Origin of the sequence: Rhodococcus sp. NPDC006774, assembly GCF_040636045.1 — a bacterium.
Lineage (GTDB): Bacteria > Actinomycetota > Actinomycetes > Mycobacteriales > Mycobacteriaceae > Rhodococcoides.
Window position 1 is genome coordinate 1 of record NZ_JBEYIW010000014.1, and the last position, 17,506, is coordinate 17,506.

Here is a 17,506-nt window from a genome sequence, read left to right on the forward strand (position 1 = left end):
GTGGTGTGGTCCACACCGAGAGTGTGCGAGGCGTCGGTCAGACGCCCCGTCCTCGACACTTCGAGGCGCGAGCAACCGGCCCTCGTCGTAGGTGCGCGGTCCGGAGCCGAAGCGCTACGGGCTGAGGATGGACGCGGCCATCACCCGAACGGACGCGACCAGACCGTCGATGAGGTTGCCGTCGCGGAACGGGCCGAGCGCGGCGGTGACACCCAACTGTGCAACCCGGTCGGTGGCTCGGTTGGACACTCGCTTGCCGGTGCGGATCTCGAGGGCATGCCGATTGGGGTCGACGGCGATCAGGACCGAGCGGATGGCATCGGGTGTGCCGGGAAACACCGAATCAGCACCCGCGGCGGGATCGACGCCGAGATCACCGATGTAGACGTTGAACCGGATCTTGGTCTGCCGGATCGCCTGCGTGAGTGCGTCGTCGAGCGCAACCAAATCTTGCGTCGCGAACGGCAGGTGCTCGGGATTGGTCGTCCCGAACTCGTGAGCAGCCGAGACGCGGCCACTCGCGGTGAGCGCAGCACCGAAGGGCAGGTCTTCTTCTCTGACGTCACTGCGGACGAGTTCACCACTTGCCACTTGCAGAACCTCCGATCGAATCGGCTGTGTCGGCGTCGTGCGAACCGTGGCCTCCGAAGGGAGTCACCTCGTCCGTAGCACTCCACAGCAATGGCTCGCGCGTCCACTCGTCCGTCAGTCGGTAGGGGGGAACGTCCATACCGGGCTGCTTGTCGGTCAAGAAGGACAACGCGCCGATGAGTCCGATCACCGCAACCGGAATCACCCCGAATATCAGCGTGGTCTCAAAAATGCTCACAGGGTGTGACGTTAGTCGACAATTGCGCGTCGGACCACGTCGGGGCCGGTGTTGTGACCCAACTGTGCAGACGCGCCCGCGTCAGGCAGCGCCCTCACCGAGATACGCGAGCCAACTGGGGTCCAGCTCCTTCGTCGTCGCCAGCAGTCGCCAGTGCGGACCCTTCGGCGGCACCAATTGGGCGCGCAACGTCCAACCGATCTCACTGAGCAGCTTGTCCGCCTTGCGATGGTTGCACGAGGCGCAGCAGGCGACGCAGTTCTCCCACGAGTGGCCACCGCCACGGCTGCGCGGCACCACGTGGTCGACGGTCTCGGCCTTGCTTCCGCAGTACGCGCACCGAAACCGGTCGCGGTGCATCAGCGCTGCGCGCGTCATCGGCACTCGCGCTCGGTACGGAACACGGACGAACGTCCGCAACCTGATCACCGACGGCACCTGGACCGAGAAGTCGGCGGACCGAATGAACGGCCCTCCCGGATCGTCGTGCACCACGTCGGCTTTCCCACAAACGAGAAGAACCACCGCCCGGCGCATGGGAAGCGCGGTCAGTGGTTCGAAGGTGGCATTGAGGAGCAGCACACGGCGCTTGACCCACGCCGGTACGGCGTCGTCGCCCATGGCACTGTGGGCCGTCGGCACCACACGCAGCGGAGAAGCCCCCGAGGCCGTCTCACGCTGGTCGTGCGTGGTGCGGCCCTCAGTGGGCGGGAGTTGTCGATGGCGGTGTTGCGAGTTCTTCATGCGTTACTCCAGAGACAGTTGGCGCCCGCGCATGGCTTGCGTGGAACACGAGTCACAGTGGAACACGAATGCACCGTCCACGCACAGCCTTTTTCTCGGCATTTTCTGTTGCCGATCGGTGAACATTTCGCGTCCTCGCGTTCACGATCGACGATCGACGGCTCCATGCGCTGCGTGACTGGCAAGATTTCTGCGTCTCCGTAGACTTTTCGGGTGTCCGTATCAACCTTCCTGTCCGCATCGTCCCTTCCCGAACCGTCGCTGTTGCGAGATCTCGACACCAGAGCTTTCGAGCTGACGGAGACCGGACGCGACTGGTTGGTCGATCGTCCGCTGCAGGCTCTGGGCTATCTGGCCCTCGCCATCGTGCTGCGCCTCGTCCTGCACAAACTGATCGACCGATTCACCCGCAACAACGTCGGGAAGGCTCCGACGCTGCTGCGTCCGCTCCGCGACCGGTCGTCGAGCACCGTCAAGGGTGCAATTCTCAACGAGCGACGCAAACAACGGGCCAACACGATCGGCTCGGTGCTCAAGTCGGCCGTCTCGGTCATGATTCTCACGTGGTTCGTGCTCTCGGTGCTCGATGTCGTGGGAGTCAATGTCGCTCCGTTCATCGCCTCGGCCGGAATCGTCGGTGTCGCGTTGGGCTTCGGTGCTCAGAACCTGGTCCGCGACTTCCTGTCGGGCATCTTCATGCTCCTCGAGGATCAGTACGGAGTGGGCGACGTCGTCGACCTCGGTGAAGCGACCGGCACGGTCGAGAGCGTGGGATTGCGTGTCACGACGATCAGGGATGTCAACGGCACGGTCTGGTACTGCCGCAACGGCGAGGTGCTGCGCGTGGGCAACATGAGTCAGGGCTTCGCGGTCGCCGTTCTCGATCTGCCCGTGTCGCACACGGCCAACATCGACGAGGCCCGCGCAGTCGCCGAACGCACCACACTGGCGGTGGTGGAGTCGAAGGACTTCGCCAGCGACATCCTCGAGCCGCCCGAGATGCTCGGAGTCAACGCGGTCAGCGCCGACACGGTCACCATCCGTATCACGATCAAGACCCGCCCCGGACGCCAATGGGCCGTACAGCGACGACTCCACCAGGAGATACTCCAGGCATTCGACGATGCCGACATCAAGGCACCGTACGCACTGGGCCGTCCGGGTGGGGTTGCGGTCGAACGCAGCAGCTGAGGGACAATGAACGTGACCGACGCCGACCAGGATCGAACAGAGAGAGTGTGATGACCGAACCGCAGCAGACGTTCTACGACGCGGTAGGCGGTGCCGAGACGTTCCGGTCACTCACGGCGAAGTTCTACGAGGAAGTCGCCAAGGACGAGATAGTGCGACCGTTGTATCCCGAGGAGGATCTCGCACCGGCCGAACGGCGGATGCGGATGTTTCTCGAGCAGTACTGGGGCGGTCCGCGGACGTATTCCGACGAGCGCGGTCATCCTCGATTGAGGATGCGCCACAACCCGTTTCGGATCGGACCGATGGAGCGAGACGCGTGGCTTCGTTGCATGCACATCGCGATCGCGTCGATTGGCACCGAGGTCATGGACTCCGCACACCGAGCCCAGTTGATCGACTACATGGAGATGGCCGCCAATTCGATGATGAACTCGGCGATCTGACGGTCCGGAGCGGCGTGGGCTACAGCGATCCGACGCGCTGCGGGCTCTTACCGCCGACGGCGGCCTTGAGCTTCCCCACGCGGGCGCGAACGGAACCGGCCATCTTGAGAGCGAAGCTCACGGGCGCGGGCAGGTGCTGGCGCAGGATGGCGTGCTTGCGTACGTAGTTCTCCACGTGCCACTCCGACCAGGTGCCCGCACGGAACAGTGCGGCATCACCGGGGAGCAGGGTGCGCGGTTCGTGGTCGTCACTCGAGACGGTCACCGAACCGTCCATGATGTGCACGATCTCGTCGACGGCGAAGTACCAGCGGAAGCGTCCTGCCGTGCAGTCCCACACGTTGGTGGTGGTGGTGCCGTCGATGCTCTTCGACCACTCGGCGAGCCGCGCCTGCGGGTTTCCGTCGAGAATCCAGGCCGGCTCGATGGGGCTGTCGTCGAGCGCGATATCGCCGAGTCGTACGGCTTCGATGGTCGAAGTGATCATGGTTTCCGTCGCGTCCTCACCGTCGGGCGCGGCTTCCGCCGCTACTGGTTTCCAGAGCAGAACATACAACACTTTCCCAACGAACTGACAGGAGTCGGTCATGTGAATGAGCACAAAGCTTTACTGTTGGTTGACCTGTAATTCCGCTTTCCGATCGTGCCCGACGCCCCTGAATCGTTCCGCGGCCGATCGTTTGGCACTATTGCCCCTTGTGACCGATCCGATCGAAAGCTCCGAGCTGTTGTGGTGGCAGGATGCCGTCTTCTACCAGATCTATCCCCGCTCGTTCGCGGACTCCAACGGCGACGGCATCGGTGACCTCGACGGAATTCGCGACAAGCTCGGCTATCTCGAGCTACTGGGCATCGACGCAGTCTGGATCGGACCCATCACCCGGTCGCCCATGGCCGATCACGGGTACGACGTGTCCGATCCCCGTGACATCGACCCCCTGTTCGGCAACCTGGAGATCTTCGACGCGTTGATCGACGAAGCTCATGCGCGCGACATCAAGGTCACGATGGATCTGGTGCCCAATCACACCAGCAGCGAGCACCCGTGGTTCCGATCGGCCCTGACGGCAGCGCGCGGGAGTGCCGAGCGAGCCCGCTACATCTTTCGAGACGGACGTGGTGACGACGGTTCGCAGCCACCGAACAACTGGCCGAGCATCTTCGGCGGACCGGCCTGGACTCGCATCACCGAGGCCGACGGCTCCCCCGGCCAGTGGTACCTGCACATCTTCGCGCCCGAACAGCCGGATCTGAACTGGAACAATACCGAGGTGTTCGACGATTTCGCGCGCACCCTGAGGTTCTGGCTTTCCCGCGGTGTCGACGGCTTCCGACTCGATGTGGCGCACGGCATGGCCAAACCGGTGGACCTGGCCGACATGAGTCTCGAACTCAACGCATTGATGAAGAACGACGACGACGATCCCCGGTTCAACAATCCTCGGGTCCACGACCTGCATCGACGCATCAGAGCCGTCATGGACGAGTTCCCCCACGCGGTGACCGTGGGCGAGATCTGGGTGCAGGACAATGTGCGCTTCTCCGAGTACATCAGGCCCGACGAGTTACACCTGGGCTTCAACTTCCGGCTGGCCAGTGTCGATTTCGATGCCGCGACCATCCGCGATGCCATCTCCAATTCCCTTGCCGCAGTAGAACTGGTCGACGGAACTCCCACGTGGACGTTGTCGAACCACGACGTCGAGCGCGAGGTCACCCGGTACGGCGGTGGGGAGCTCGGTCGGGCGCGCTCCCGCGCCATGATCCTGGTGGAATTGGCGCTTCCCGGAACGATTTTCGTGTACAACGGTGCCGAACTCGGGTTGCCCAACGTGCAACTTCCCGACAGTGCGTTGCAGGATCCGGTGTGGGAGCGATCCGGGCACGCCGAGCGTGGCCGCGACGGCTGCCGAGTGCCGATGCCATGGGAGGGGCACACACCGCCGTTCGGGTTCTCCGCCACCGATCGAACCTGGCTGCCGATGCCGCCGGAGTGGGACGGGTACACCGCAGAGGCTCAACTCGAAGACGTCGATTCGATGCTGAGCCTCTACCGGACCGCCTTCGAGCTGCGGGCTCTGCGACCGGAGTTCACCGGCAACGGAATCGATTGGTACGGAGCACCTCCCGGCTGCCTGGCGTTTCGTCGACGCGGCGGCCTGATCTGCGCCTTGAACGCGTCGGAGGAATCGATCCCGCTGCCTCCCGGCGAGTTGTTGCTGGCCAGTGCTCCACTGGTGGACGGCAGGCTTCCGGCGAACGCTGCTGCGTGGCTCGTCTAACGCTCGACGGTGAGCGACAACTGCTGTCCCGCGCGACGAGCGAAGACCGAGCCGTAGCGGGCATCGAGGCGTAGCCAGACCTTCGACACCCGCACACGAACCACCTCGTCGGGCGCGATCCGATCCGGGTCCACGTCGACAGTCATCGGATCGGTGCCACTGTGTGGAACGAAACCCATTGCGGTGAGCGCGAATACCGTCCGCATGGAGATCGAGACGTCGTCGCTGTCGCCCGCGACGTGCAGAACTTCCTGTTCGAGCAACGAACTCGGCGGTCCGTGACTGCTGCCGTGTTCCTTGGCCAGCGCGACGCCACGTTGCGCGAGCTCCACGAGCACCCTGGCGGGCACATCGTCGACGTGGCCGAATCCGCCGTCCGGCGGCAGGGCACCGCGCCAGGCGGAATCCATCGAGAATCCCGGGTCGATCACACCGTCGACCGCCTGCTGGACTGCCGCGACCAACACGTCGGCACCGGCGCTGGTGTCGTCGGGCACAACGGTTCCGGTGATCACCCGAGCCGCGAGCGCATCGAAACCCGTTGCGGCCCAGCAGGACACACCGCCGCCCGCTCGGGTCCGCATACGGATCACCGCAGCTTCGTCCAGACGCAGCGCCCTGGTGCAGAACGTCGCGAGGTTCTCCCGCTCGACCGCATCGGGCACGGTCAGTACGCGCTCATACACGCTGCCAGCTCAGGAGAAACTCACGCTCGGTCGGGGTGAGCCGACGCAACCGCTGCGCATCGATGTCGAACGCCGCGATCTGCGTCGACGCCACCACGGCCGCAGGGGTGTCCAGTGAAGCACCACGGGCCCGCACCTCGTATCCGACGACGAAGTCCACCGCCCGCACGGCGTCGATCCACATGAAGACGTCGAGGGGGCCGTCCTCGTGCCGGAGCTGGCCCCGATACTTCACGTGCAGATCCGCGATCACCGCTCCGTGGCGCAGATTCGCCGTCGGCCTCCCGTCCACCAACAGCCAGGGAATCCGTGCCTCTTCGAGGAGCGTGACCATCCGGGCATGGTTGATGTGTTGGTACACGTCCATATCCGACCACCGGACATCGACGGTGGCGTGAAAGCCCACTCGCTGGGTGGCAGGTCGTTTGTCGGACAGATGGGCGTCGGGCACACTCACGTGGTCGTTCCCTCTTCTCGGTCGAGTGTCGGCGGTGTCGGCAGTTGCGATGGGGTGCGGTAGGTCAGGGCACCATGTTGCGGACCTGTCGGGCAGCGACCGACAGGGTGGCCAGGTCGAGGGTTCCCGACTCGGCGATCTCGGTCAACGCCGCACGAGACCTCGCCAGGCGGGACGAGTTGGTCGACTCCCATTCCGCGATCTTCTCCGCAACCGTCTCCTCCGGCTCACCGCCCGCCAGTACGGCCTGGGTGATTCCTCGCAACGAGGAATACAGATCGTCACGAAGCGCCAAGCGCGCCAACGAATGCCAGCGGTCGCCGCGGGCCAGCTTGGACACCGCGGTGAGCAACCAGTCGATCCCGATGTGCGCGTCGAGGGCGAAGTACAGCTCGGCGACCTCGGCTCCGTCCCGGTCGACGATGTCGGCGATATCGATGATGTCGAGCAGGCAGTACACATCGAGCAATCCGTAGATCCGACGTGCCAGCTCGGCCGGCGCGCCGCGTTCGATCGCCGCAGCCGATCGCGAATCCAGATCGCTCGCTTGATGCCCGGAGATCCACGTGGACACCGACGGCTGCAGTGCCCGCACCTGACCGGCGTACCGGCTGATCTCGGCTCCGACGGCCAGCGGCTGCGGACGGTTGGCGAGCAGCCAGCGCGAGACGCGGTCGAGCATGCGCCGCGACTCGAGCAACAGTTCGGCCGAGACCGCCGTCGGCACGTCCGCTGCCCTGATCGAGTTCCACACCTCGTCGAGTCCGAATATCTCGGTGGCGGCAGCGAACGCGCGAATGGCGTCGGTGCCGGCCGCACCCGAATCCTCGGTCAATCGGTAGGGGAAAGTGATCCCGCCGCAATCGATGGCCTCGTTGGACAGCGTCGTGGCCACCAGTTGCCGCCGCAGAGGATGCGCGGTGATCGCGTCGGCATACGGCTCGCGCAGCGGCTCCGGGAAATACTTGGGTAGCCGCGGAGCGAAGACGTCACTGTCGGGAAGTTCGCTGTCGAGCAGCTCCGCTTCCAACGCCAACTTCACATGAGCCATCAACGTCGCCAGTTCCGGCGAGGTCAGCCCTCGGCCGTCCTGCTTGCGTCGTCGTAGGTCGGCGTCGGTCGGTAGCGCCTCGAGCTCACGGTCGAGCCCTCGGCGCACTTCCAGATCCTCGATCACCCGACTGTGCACGGTGACCAGGCTCGGTGCGTCGAACCTGGACGTGCCGAGCAACTCGTTCTGCATGATGTTGTCCCACAACACCAGCCTGCCCACCTCGTCGGTCATGGACGCGAGCAGCTCGTCCCGATCCTCGCGCGCGAGGTTGCCGTTGGTGATGGCCGTTTCCAACAGGATCTTGATGTTGACCTCGTGATCGGAACAGTCGACGCCGGCGGAGTTGTCGACGGCATCGGTGTTGATCTTGCCTCCGGCCGCGGCGTATTCGATGCGGCCCAGCGCGGTGGCACCGAGATTGCCGCCCTCCCCCACCACCGCAGCGCGGACGTCGATTCCGTCGACCCTCACCGCGTCGTTGGCCTTGTCGCCGACCTCGGCATTGGTCTCCGTCGACGCCTTGATGTACGTGCCGATTCCGCCGTTCCACAGCAGGTCGGCCGGAGCCCGAAGGATTGCGTTCACCAGCTCCGGCGGAGACAGCGCGTCCACGGAATCCCCCAGCCCGAGTGCTGCGCGCGCGGCCGCACTGATCGGGACCGACTTGCGCGTTCGCTCCCACACACCACCGCCCGCACTGATGAGCGAGGTGTCGTAGTCCGCCCACGACGACCGCGGCAGCGCGAACAACCGCTCCCGTTCGGCGAACGAGGACTCACGCTCGGGGTCGGGATCGAGAAAGATGTGCCGATGATCGAAGGCGGCGAGCAGGCGAATGTGCCGGCTGAGCAACATGCCGTTGCCGAACACGTCCCCGCTCATGTCTCCGACGCCGACGACGGTGAAATCCTGGCTCTGCGTGTCGATTCCGAGCTCTCGGAAGTGTCGTTTGACGCTCTCCCACGCGCCCTTGGCAGTGATGCCCATGGCTTTGTGGTCGTAGCCGGCCGAACCACCGGAGGCGAAGGCGTCGCCGAGCCAGAAGCCGTACTTCGCGGCCACGTCGTTGGCCATGTCGGAGAATGTCGCGGTTCCCTTGTCCGCGGCCACGACGAGATAGGTGTCGTCTCCGTCGCGGCGTACGACGCCGGTGGGAACCGTCACCGTTCCGGTAGCGCGGTCGAGATTGTCGGTGATGTCGAGCAACCCGGCGATGAACAGTCGGTAGCAGGCCTTGCCTTCCTCGGCATGGGCCTGACGATCTCGATCGGCGTCACCGGTCACGACCGGAGGCCGCTTGACGACGAATCCACCCTTGGCTCCGACCGGCACGATCACGGCGTTCTTGACCATCTGGGCCTTGGCGAGTCCGAGGATTTCGGTCCGGAAGTCCTCACGTCGATCCGACCAGCGCAGTCCGCCACGGGCCACGGCCCCGAACCGCAGGTGCACACCTTCGACGCGGGGCGAGTACACGAAGATCTCGAATTTCGGCTTCGGCTTGGGCAATTCGGCGATCGACTGCGGATCGAACTTGAGCGAGAGGTACTCGCGATGTTCGCCGTCGACTCCCACGACGAAGTAGTTGGTGCGCAAGGTCGCGCGGATCAGCTCGAACATGCTGCGCAGAATTCGGTCGGCGTCGAGACTGACGACCTCGTCGATCAGTTCCCCCAGCTGGGTGCCGATCGACTGCGCGTTCTCCTCCGAGCTCGCCTCGGGATCGAACTGCGCCTCGAACAACCCGACCAGTAATCGGGCAGTGCGCGGATGCGTCAGCAGCACACCTTCGATGTTGAACTGGCTGTAGGGAAAACCGGCCTGGCGCAGGTACTTCGCGTACGCACGCAACACCACTGCCTGCCGCCAGTGCAGGCCGGCGCGCATGACCAGCTCGTTGAACCGGTCTGCCTCCGCCTCGCCGCTCCACACTGCGGCGAACGCGTCGGTGAAGCGGTGCTGCACTCGGCTCTCGCGATCGGCGGTGCCTGCCTCGGACAACTCCGCGTCGATGTCACCGTCGATTGCCGAGCGCAGCATCTCACGTGAAGCGGAGAGCCCGAAATCGTATATCCAGCAGGACATTCCGTCCGGCCGCACCACGGGGTACGGCCGTTCGTCGTCGACCTCGACGCCGAGGCTCTGCAGGATGGGCAACACCTGAGACAACGAGACGCCCGCGCCGCCGATGTACAGCGAGAAACGCCAGCTGCCCACGGCGGACTGCTCGTTGCGGTAGAGCTGCATGTCGATCGACTCGTCGCCGAGCGCTTCGAGGCGAGCGATGTCGGTCACGGCCCGAGCCGGACTGAAATCCTGCTTGTAGGCCTCGGGGAACGCCTCGGTGTACCGCTGAATCCGCAGCGGGTCGACGGTGCGGTCGAGCGAGACGGCGTCGCCGAGGGAGTCCTCCCAGGTTCTGGTGGTCTCGGTGAGAGCCGCCTCGATCCGGGTGATGTCCTCGGCAGCGAGCTCCGTCGACGCCGTTCCCGGCGCGCGACGGACGGTCACGTGCAACAGAGCCAGGTCCGATTCCGTCACGCGCGCCGTGTAATCGAGAGAGGTACCGCCCAGCTCGCGGAGCAACCGATCCTGAATGGCGAGGCGAACACGGGTGGTGTAGCGATCTCGCGGCAAGTACACCAGCGCGGAGACGAAGGACCCGCTGGCATCGGGCCGGACGAACAGCTTGACCTTGCGCCGACGGCCCAGTGCCAGAACAGCACTCGCGGTCTCGAACAGCCAGGCTGCCGAGGTGGCGAAGAGTTCCGAGCGCGGCATCGACTGCAGCACCTCGAGCATCGCCTGACCCGAGAACGACCCGAGATCATGACCGGCCCGGGCGATCACCGAGCGCACCCGACGCTCGATCACCGGAATGTCGAGCACGTTCTCGTGCAGGGCGGTGACGGTGAAGACTCCGACGAAGCGGTGTTCGGCGGAGTTCTCGGCGTCGAGGACACTCACGAAGTAGGGGTAGACGGCGCGGTGCACCGTGGCCGGACTCGCTCCCTGCGTCAGGGCGACGAGGTCGCGCCGACCGAGCGGTTCCGAACCGTCCACGTCGTGCGCCGCGTCGCGCAACACACCGAGGCTGCTCGACTCGTCGCCGGTGGCCGTCCGTGCGCCGTCGACGCCGCCGAGCCGGTACCGGCGGTACCCGAGGAGCGTGTAGTGCCCGTCGCCGAGCCAACGCAGCAACGCGGCTGCGTCGCGATGTTCGACGGCGATGTCGGACTCCGCATCACCGGCCCGCGGGGCCGCACCGTCGAGGAGATCGGCCACCTCGGCCTGCACCCGACGCATGCGATCGGTGTCGCCGACCACCTGACGCACGTCGGCCAATACCCGGCTCGCCTCCGACTCGACGCGGGCGAGGGCGTCATCGGAGGTGGAGGGATGCAGCTGGACGTGAATCCAGGATTCGCGTCGGCCGTCGGCGGCCAGACCCGTCAGCTCTCCGTCGGCGTCGCGGGCGACCGACAGAATGGGATGAACCACGTCGGTGTACTCGATGCCGAGTCTCGAGAGCAGCGAGATGACCGACTCGACGAGAAGCGGCATGTCGTCGGTGACGATCTGCAGGTAGCTGCCCGCGGCCTGATGGGCAGCCGAACTCGACTCGCTGGGTCGATGGACCGCCACGTTCGCGGTCTCGGGCAGCCGCCGAGCGGCCAACCGAACATGTCGATGAAAGGACGTGGTGTCGGGAGTGTGCGCGGACGCCCCGACTGCCGTCGTGTCCACGTGCTCGAAATACTCGGTACGCAGTGTCGCCAGCTCGGCCAGGAGTCGGTCGTCGAGGCCGTCGGCCCAGTCGTTGTCGGGCAGGTCCAGCGAGCGTGGCATGGTGTTCGAGTACTCCCTCGTGAGGATTTTCCCGACGCCCGCCGATCGCCGGTCGTCGATGACTCCTCGACCTTAGTGTCGAACACCCTGTTACCGCAGTGACCTCGCGGACCCAGCGCGTCAGAACCGGTCGACAGCTCTATCCGACGTGGAGGTACTCGGCGAGCAGACCGCGCTCGCTTTCGTCCAGAGGACGCGACGACGAGGTATCGAGATCGAAGGCGACCATCAACGCCTCGGCATCGGCGCAGACTTTTCCGTCGCGGTCGGTCACCACGTGCCGGACGCCGTACGAGGTGGTCCCGACGCGGGTGATCCACAGCTCGATCGTCAGCGGACCCGAGTCGTCGAGAATCGGATGCAGAAAATCGGTGGTCAACTTGCGTACCACCGCTGCGCCACGCACCCCCGGCCCCCCGAAGACCGCGTTCAGGAACTGAACGCGGCCTTCCTGGAGGTATTCGACGAAGCGGGTGTTGTTGACGTGGCCGAGACGGTCGGAATCACCCCACCGCACCTGAAGTGTGCAGGTGAAGGTTCTTGCCGGCATGTCAGTCCCTGGTCAGCTTCCGGTGCGTGACGCGATGCGGACGGGCCGCGTCGGGTCCGAGGCGTTCGACCTTGTTGGCCTCGTAGCCCTCGAAGTTGCCCTCGTACCAGTACCACGCGGCCTCGTTGTCGCCGAAGCCACCTTCCCAGGCCAGGATGTGGGTGCAGGTGCGGTCCAGGAACCACCGGTCGTGCGAGATGACCACGGCGCAACCGGGGAATTCCTCGAGCGCGTTCTCGAGCGATCCGAGCGTTTCGACGTCGAGGTCGTTGGTCGGTTCGTCGAGCAGGATCAAGTTGCCGCCCTGCTTGAGCGTCATCGCCAGGTTCAGACGGTTCCGCTCACCACCGGAGAGCACTCCGGCAGGCTTCTGCTGATCGTGGCCCTTGAATCCGAACGAGCTGATGTACGCGCGGGACGGGAACTCGGAGCTGCCGACGGTGATGAAGTCGAGGCCGTCGGACACCGTTTCCCACACCGTCTTCTTCGAGTCGATGCCCGAGCGGTTCTGGTCGACGTAGCTGAGTTTGACGGTCTGACCGATCTTGACCTCGCCGCCGTCCGGCTCCTCGAGGCCGACGATGGTTTTGAACAGCGTCGTCTTGCCGACGCCGTTGGGGCCGATGACGCCGACGATTCCGTTGCGGGGCAACGTGAACGAGAGGTCCTTGATCAGCACGCGGCCGTCGAAGCCCTTGTCCAGGCTCTTGACCTCCACCACGACGTCGCCGAGGCGCGGCGGGTTGGGGATCTGGATCTCGTCGAAGTCGAGCTTCCTGGTCTTCTCGGCCTCGGCCACCATCTCGTCGTAGCGAGCCAGACGAGACTTGCTCTTGGCCTGACGCGCCTTGGCACCGGAACGAACCCAGGCGAGTTCGTCCTTGAGTCGCTTCTGCAGCTTCTGGTCCTTCTTGCCCGAGACCTCGAGACGCTCGGCCTTCTTCTCCAGGTACGTGGAGTAGTTGCCCTCGTACGGGTACAGGTGTCCACGGTCGACCTCGGCAATCCACTGCGCGACGTGGTCGAGGAAGTACCGGTCGTGAGTGACGGCGAGGATAGCGCCTGCGTATGCGGCCAGGTGCTGCTCGAGCCACAGCACGCTCTCGGCGTCGAGGTGGTTGGTCGGTTCGTCGAGCAGCAGCAGATCCGGCTTGCTCAGCAGCAGCTTGCACAGCGCCACGCGGCGCTTCTCACCACCGGAGAGGTTGGTGACGGGCGACTCGGGCGGCGGGCAGCGCAGCGCGTCCATCGCTTGCTCGAGCTGAGAGTCGATCTCCCAGGCATCGGCGTGATCGAGCTTTTCCTGCAGCTCGCCCATCTCTTCCATCAGCTCGTCGGAGTAGTCGGTGGCCATCAACTCGGCGATCTCGTTGTACCGCTTGAGCTGGACCATCGTCTCGCCGAGACCGTCCTCGACGTTCTCGCGAACGGTCTTGGTGTCGTCGAGGACCGGTTCCTGCATGAGGATGCCGACCGAGGCACCGGGAGCGAGGAACGCCTCACCGTTTCCGGGCTGATCGATTCCCGCCATGATCTTGAGGATGCTGGACTTACCGGCGCCGTTGGGGCCGACGACGCCGATCTTCGCTCCCGGATAGAAGCTCATCGTCACGTCGTCGAGGATGACTTTGTCGCCGTGCGCCTTGCGCACCTTCTTCATGGTGTAAATGAATTCAGCCATGATGCCCAGCTTATCGGTGCGAGCGGGTCTCCGGCACCACCGCCCGAGCGGGGCCCGACGCGCAGCCGCCGTCCACACTCGATCGCAGGTTCCGATGCAGCGTGGACGGCGGATGCAGCGAGCCCTCAGGCAGGGACGGACTCGCGCACGTCGTCGTCGATGCGATCGTGATCCCGATCCCCGTCCACAGGTTCGGTCGCTTCCAAATCGCCGTCCGTCGGAGCGTCGGATGACACCGTTTTCGTCCGATGGATCGAGACGTTGCAGCGCGCGAGATCCGGTCCGACGGCACTGGCCCGCATCTCGAGATCGGCGCGTTCGACTCCGTCACGGTTGGTGTACTCGTTGGTCCGCAGCTGCCCGTAGGCAACGATCGGGTCACCCTTCATCAGCGACGCTCCGACGCCGCGCACCAGGCGACGCCAGCACGTGACCGTCAGGTACAGGGTTCCGCCGTCGGTCCACTCGCCGGTGTTGCGGTCCTGACGTCGGGCGTTGCTGGCCATCCGGAAGCTGAGGACCTCGTCGCCGGTAGGTGTGGAGCGCTTGACGGGATTGGTGATGACCGTTCCGACAACTGCGCACTGTGCTTCGTACATGGTGTCTTCCCCTCGATCGATGTCGCGTGATTGCGATCGAGATCGACACTGCTACGCGGGGAACGTCCGTGGTGAACGAGTTGGCGAAATGTGGACAACCGCCCGTCCTGTGGATGAACGACCCGAATCGGGGCCCGCGCGACCCGAGAATGTCGGGGCGGTGTGCTAGTCGGGAATTTCGGCGTACATATGGCCGTCGAGCGTGGGGATCACGCGACCCGCAGTGAGCGAAGCAACAAGCGCCGCAATCGAATCGGCGTCCGGAACCGCGACGGTCAGTACCGCGGACGCGCCGTACGAGGTGCCGAGCACAAGAACTCCGTGCCCGCGCAATTCCGATTCCACGCGACCGACCTCGGCGTGGTCGAGTTCGAGAGTCATGATCTCGCGTCGCTCCCGGGTCAGGAACATCGCTCGGGACAACGCCTCGGTCACCGCTCCGCCGTAGGCACGGGCCAGTCCTCCGGTGCCCAGCTTTGTTCCGCCGAAGTATCTGCTGACGACCGCAACGACGTTGGTCAGGTGATGCCCACGCAGCATGTCGAGCATGGGCGTGCCTGCCGTCCCGCTCGGTTCACCGTCGTCGTTGGATCGCTCGATGCTCTGCATCGGGTCGGCGAGCGGATCATCTGCCGAGGAATCCACGATGAACGCCGAACAATGATGTCCGGCAGCGGGATCGGCCTTGCGAGCCGCGGCGATCACGGCCCGCGCCTCCGCTTCGGTCGACGCGCGATCGACGACGGCGACGAACCTGGACTTCTTGACCTCGGTCTCGCACTCGACGCGGCTCGAGATGGTACGAAGTGGGGTCACCCGATCACTCTCATGCAGCCACACTGTCCACCACATCGTCTGCGGCTCGGACCAATTGGGCGTACATACCGTCGTCCTCCAACAGGGACTCGTGGGTTCCGACCTCGCGAACGACGCCGTGGTCGAGAACTGCGATGCGGTCCGCAGAGCGCACCGTGGACAGTCGATGCGCGATGAGAATGGTCGTTCGCCCTTTCATCAGGCCGTCGAGCGCGGTCTGCACTGCGCGTTCGGTGCGATTGTCGAGGGCGCTCGTCGCTTCGTCGAGCACCAGGATCGGCGGGTTGCGCAGCACGGTCCGCGCAATGGCGATGCGCTGCTTCTCACCTCCCGAGAAGCGGTACCCGCGTTCGCCGACCATGGTGTCGTAGCCGTCGTCGAGGCCGTCGATGAAGTCGTGGATCTGTGCCGTTCGGGCGGCCACGACAATCTCCTCGTCGGTGGCGTCGGGTTTGGCGAATCGCAGGTTCTCCCGAATCGTGGCATGGAACAGGTACGTCTCCTGCGAGACGACACCGACCAGGTCGGCGATGGTCTCCGACGCCATCTCGCGCAGGTCGATACCGTCGATGGTCACCGATCCGGCCGTCGGATCGTGCAGCCGCGCAACGAGATAGCCCAACGTCGTCTTGCCGGAGCCGGTTGCGCCGACGAGAGCGAGCGTGCTGCCCGCCGGTACCTCGAGGTCGATGCCGCTCAGCGTCGGGACCGTTGCTGCGGTGTAGGTGAAGTCGACGGCACGGAAGGCGACGTCTCCACGGACGGTCTCGCGGGGCAGCGCCACCGGGTGAGTGGGCTCGGCCACGTCGATCGGTAGATCGAGGTACTCGAACACTCGGCCGAACAGGGCGAGCGAGGCCTGCACCTCGACGCCGGTGTTGAGCAATTGCATGGTGGGCCGGAACAATTGGGTTTGCAGAGCGGTGAACGCGACCAGGGTTCCGATCGTCAGTGCGCTCCCCTGCCCGATGGTGATGCCGGCGAACCAGTACACCAGGGCCGGCATGACGGCGAAGCTGATCTGGATCGTGGCCATGCGCCACTTCCCTGCCATCATGGCCGCGAGTTCGACGCCGGCGACCTCGTGGGATCGGTCGGCGAACTTGTCGGTGAGTGCCTGGGCGGAACCGGTGGTCTTGCCCAGCAGAATGCCGCTGACCGAGAGCGATTCCTCGATCTGCACCGACAGGTCGCTGAGCAACTTCTGTCGTTTCGTCGAGATCTTGCGCCGCTCGTCGCCGATGCGGCGGGCGACTCGAACGAAGACCGGCAGGATGATCAACGAGAACGTGGCGAGCTTCCAGTCGAGCAGGAAGAGTGCGACCACCGTTGCGGCAACGGTCGTCGCGTTCTGCGCGATGGACGTTGCGGTGTTGGTGACCACCGATTGCATGCCGCCGATGTCGTTGGCGATGCGTGACTGAACCTCGCCGGTGCGGGTGCGCGCGAAGAATCCGAGGGATTGGCGTTGCAGGTGCGAGTAGACCTGGACGCGGAGATCGTGCATGAGTCGTTGACCGACGCCGTTGGACATCCAGGTCTGCACGACACCGAGGGTGTTGGTGGCGACTGCAACTGCGATCATGCCGAGTGCGATGAGGCTGACGAGTGTGACGTCGCGGTCGGGTATCGCATGATCGAGGAGTTCGCGGAGAAGCAGTGGGGATGCGAGCGCGATGATCGCGCTGACGACGATGATCGCGCTGACGACTGCGATCCGGCGTCGGTAAGGCGTGAACAGAGCCAGGACTCGGCGCACGGGTGCTGGGTCGGACGCGAGGAGAGAACGTTCGGGTCGGCTTTCCAAGTAGACCTCCGTGGTAGCTGAAGTAATATGCAGAGGCTACCTCACTATGAGGTAACGAGCAACCGTCGCTATGATCCCGTACATGGAAACCGGACACTCGCCCAACCTGAGCGAGCAGTTCATGGCCGTCGCGCGGCAGATCAGGCGCAGCCACATGACTGCGTTGGAACCGTTCGGGCTCAATCCTTCGCAGAGCCGCGCCCTGCACGTGTTGGCGCGCGAGCCCGAGTCCGTGCGACTGCGCGATCTCGCCGAGCACCTGCGCATCGTCGCGCGATCGGCCACCGACATCGTCGACTCCCTCGAGGCGGCGCACCTGGTGACGCGGCAACAGGATCCGAGCGATCGGCGAGCCGTCCTGGTGGAGCTGACCGACACCGGCCGTGCGCTGCTGGACAGAATCGACGACGCGCGCCGTCAGGTGTCGTCGGAAATGTTCGACGGCCTGGAGCCGGCGGAACGCATCGAGCTGAACCGATTGTTGAGCAAGATCGCCGAGACCGGCTGAACCGCCC

The 17,506-nt window shown here is 65.0% G+C and carries 16 protein-coding genes; 4 read left to right on the top strand and 12 right to left on the bottom strand.

Annotated features, from left to right (window positions below; genetic code table 11):
- Positions 1 to 114 precede the first annotated feature (114 nt).
- The 3 genes from ABZ677_RS19710 to ABZ677_RS19720 all read right to left on the bottom strand — a co-directional run bounded on the left by ABZ677_RS19710 (position 115) and on the right by ABZ677_RS19720 (position 1,573).
- Positions 115 to 591 carry a DUF5130 family protein gene (locus ABZ677_RS19710; protein WP_037193172.1) on the bottom strand — a complete coding sequence of 159 codons (477 nt, stop codon included), beginning with the start codon at positions 589 to 591 and terminating at the stop codon, positions 115 to 117.
- Positions 578 to 829, bottom strand: coding sequence for a hypothetical protein (locus ABZ677_RS19715; RefSeq protein ID WP_037193173.1), 252 nt, complete (start codon positions 827 to 829; stop codon positions 578 to 580). The genes ABZ677_RS19710 and ABZ677_RS19715 overlap by 14 nt, the downstream gene beginning before the upstream one ends.
- Before the next feature lie 81 nt (positions 830 to 910).
- Positions 911 to 1,573 (bottom strand): HNH endonuclease, encoded by a 663-nt coding sequence (locus ABZ677_RS19720; RefSeq protein WP_358372421.1) that lies wholly within the window; start codon positions 1,571 to 1,573, stop codon positions 911 to 913.
- Positions 1,574 to 1,804: 231 nt separating this feature from the next.
- Here ABZ677_RS19720 and ABZ677_RS19725 point away from each other — a divergent pair, with 231 nt between their 5' ends.
- Positions 1,805 to 2,764, top strand: a complete 960-nt coding sequence (locus ABZ677_RS19725) for a mechanosensitive ion channel family protein (protein ID WP_052047912.1) — start codon at positions 1,805 to 1,807, stop codon at positions 2,762 to 2,764.
- 50 nt (positions 2,765 to 2,814) lie between these two features.
- Complete coding sequence (locus ABZ677_RS19730; protein ID WP_037193178.1) at positions 2,815 to 3,210, top strand: globin; 396 nt, start codon at positions 2,815 to 2,817, stop codon at positions 3,208 to 3,210.
- Between the two features lie 19 nt (positions 3,211 to 3,229).
- On the opposite strand, the gene ABZ677_RS19735 is transcribed toward ABZ677_RS19730, so the two are convergent.
- Complete coding sequence (locus tag ABZ677_RS19735; protein WP_358372425.1) at positions 3,230 to 3,697, bottom strand: cupin domain-containing protein; 468 nt, start codon at positions 3,695 to 3,697, stop codon at positions 3,230 to 3,232.
- Positions 3,698 to 3,908: 211 nt separating this feature from the next.
- On the opposite strand from ABZ677_RS19735, the gene ABZ677_RS19740 reads away from it, so the two are divergent.
- The gene (locus tag ABZ677_RS19740; RefSeq protein ID WP_358372428.1) at positions 3,909 to 5,492 is read left to right on the top strand and encodes a glycoside hydrolase family 13 protein; all 1,584 of its coding nucleotides are present in this window, start codon (positions 3,909 to 3,911) and stop codon (positions 5,490 to 5,492) included.
- Here the strand turns inward: ABZ677_RS19740 and ABZ677_RS19745 are convergent.
- From ABZ677_RS19745 to ABZ677_RS19780, 8 genes are all read right to left on the bottom strand, one after another.
- Positions 5,489 to 6,178: a hypothetical protein gene (locus tag ABZ677_RS19745; protein ID WP_037193180.1), complete on the bottom strand. Its 690-nt coding sequence runs from the start codon at positions 6,176 to 6,178 to the stop codon at positions 5,489 to 5,491. The two genes, ABZ677_RS19740 and ABZ677_RS19745, sit on opposite strands and share 4 nt — an antisense overlap.
- Positions 6,171 to 6,635, bottom strand: a complete 465-nt coding sequence (locus ABZ677_RS19750) for a thioesterase family protein (RefSeq protein WP_052047860.1) — start codon at positions 6,633 to 6,635, stop codon at positions 6,171 to 6,173. Before ABZ677_RS19750 ends, ABZ677_RS19745 begins: the two co-directional genes overlap by 8 nt.
- 64 nt (positions 6,636 to 6,699) lie before the next feature.
- Entirely contained in the window at positions 6,700 to 11,538 is a 4,839-nt protein-coding gene (locus ABZ677_RS19755; RefSeq protein ID WP_358372432.1) for an NAD-glutamate dehydrogenase, read from the bottom strand.
- Positions 11,539 to 11,677: 139 nt separating this feature from the next.
- Positions 11,678 to 12,088, bottom strand: coding sequence for an acyl-CoA thioesterase (locus ABZ677_RS19760; RefSeq protein ID WP_358372435.1), 411 nt, complete (start codon positions 12,086 to 12,088; stop codon positions 11,678 to 11,680).
- A 1-nt stretch (position 12,089) separates the two neighbouring features.
- On the bottom strand, positions 12,090 to 13,769 hold the full coding sequence (gene ettA, locus ABZ677_RS19765) for an energy-dependent translational throttle protein EttA (protein ID WP_032402531.1): 1,680 nt from the start codon (positions 13,767 to 13,769) through the stop codon (positions 12,090 to 12,092).
- A 125-nt stretch (positions 13,770 to 13,894) separates the two neighbouring features.
- Positions 13,895 to 14,368, bottom strand: coding sequence for a single-stranded DNA-binding protein (locus tag ABZ677_RS19770; RefSeq protein ID WP_358372438.1), 474 nt, complete (start codon positions 14,366 to 14,368; stop codon positions 13,895 to 13,897).
- Positions 14,369 to 14,533: 165 nt separating this feature from the next.
- Positions 14,534 to 15,184, bottom strand: coding sequence for a YigZ family protein (locus tag ABZ677_RS19775; RefSeq protein ID WP_358372441.1), 651 nt, complete (start codon positions 15,182 to 15,184; stop codon positions 14,534 to 14,536).
- A 10-nt stretch (positions 15,185 to 15,194) separates the two neighbouring features.
- The gene (locus tag ABZ677_RS19780) at positions 15,195 to 16,943 is read right to left on the bottom strand and encodes an ABC transporter ATP-binding protein (protein WP_358372444.1); all 1,749 of its coding nucleotides are present in this window, start codon (positions 16,941 to 16,943) and stop codon (positions 15,195 to 15,197) included.
- A gap of 130 nt (positions 16,944 to 17,073) precedes the next feature.
- Here ABZ677_RS19780 and ABZ677_RS19785 point away from each other — a divergent pair, with 130 nt between their 5' ends.
- On the top strand, positions 17,074 to 17,499 hold the full coding sequence (locus ABZ677_RS19785; protein ID WP_052047913.1) for a MarR family transcriptional regulator: 426 nt from the start codon (positions 17,074 to 17,076) through the stop codon (positions 17,497 to 17,499).
- The last annotated feature ends 7 nt before the right edge of the window (positions 17,500 to 17,506 follow it).

Bases quoted from the DNA above. Each gene is read 5' to 3' on its own strand.
- ABZ677_RS19720 (WP_358372421.1), bottom strand. From the start codon at position 1,573: ATGAAGAACTCGCAACACCGCCATCGACAACTCCCGCCCACTGAGGGC.
- ABZ677_RS19730 (WP_037193178.1), top strand. From the start codon at position 2,815: ATGACCGAACCGCAGCAGACGTTCTACGACGCGGTAGGCGGTGCCGAG.
- ABZ677_RS19735 (WP_358372425.1), bottom strand. From the start codon at position 3,697: ATGATCACTTCGACCATCGAAGCCGTACGACTCGGCGATATCGCGCTC.
- ABZ677_RS19755 (WP_358372432.1), bottom strand. From the start codon at position 11,538: ATGCCACGCTCGCTGGACCTGCCCGACAACGACTGGGCCGACGGCCTC.
- ABZ677_RS19760 (WP_358372435.1), bottom strand. From the start codon at position 12,088: ATGCCGGCAAGAACCTTCACCTGCACACTTCAGGTGCGGTGGGGTGAT.
- ettA (WP_032402531.1), bottom strand. From the start codon at position 13,769: ATGGCTGAATTCATTTACACCATGAAGAAGGTGCGCAAGGCGCACGGC.
- ABZ677_RS19770 (WP_358372438.1), bottom strand. From the start codon at position 14,368: ATGTACGAAGCACAGTGCGCAGTTGTCGGAACGGTCATCACCAATCCC.
- ABZ677_RS19785 (WP_052047913.1), top strand. From the start codon at position 17,074: ATGGAAACCGGACACTCGCCCAACCTGAGCGAGCAGTTCATGGCCGTC.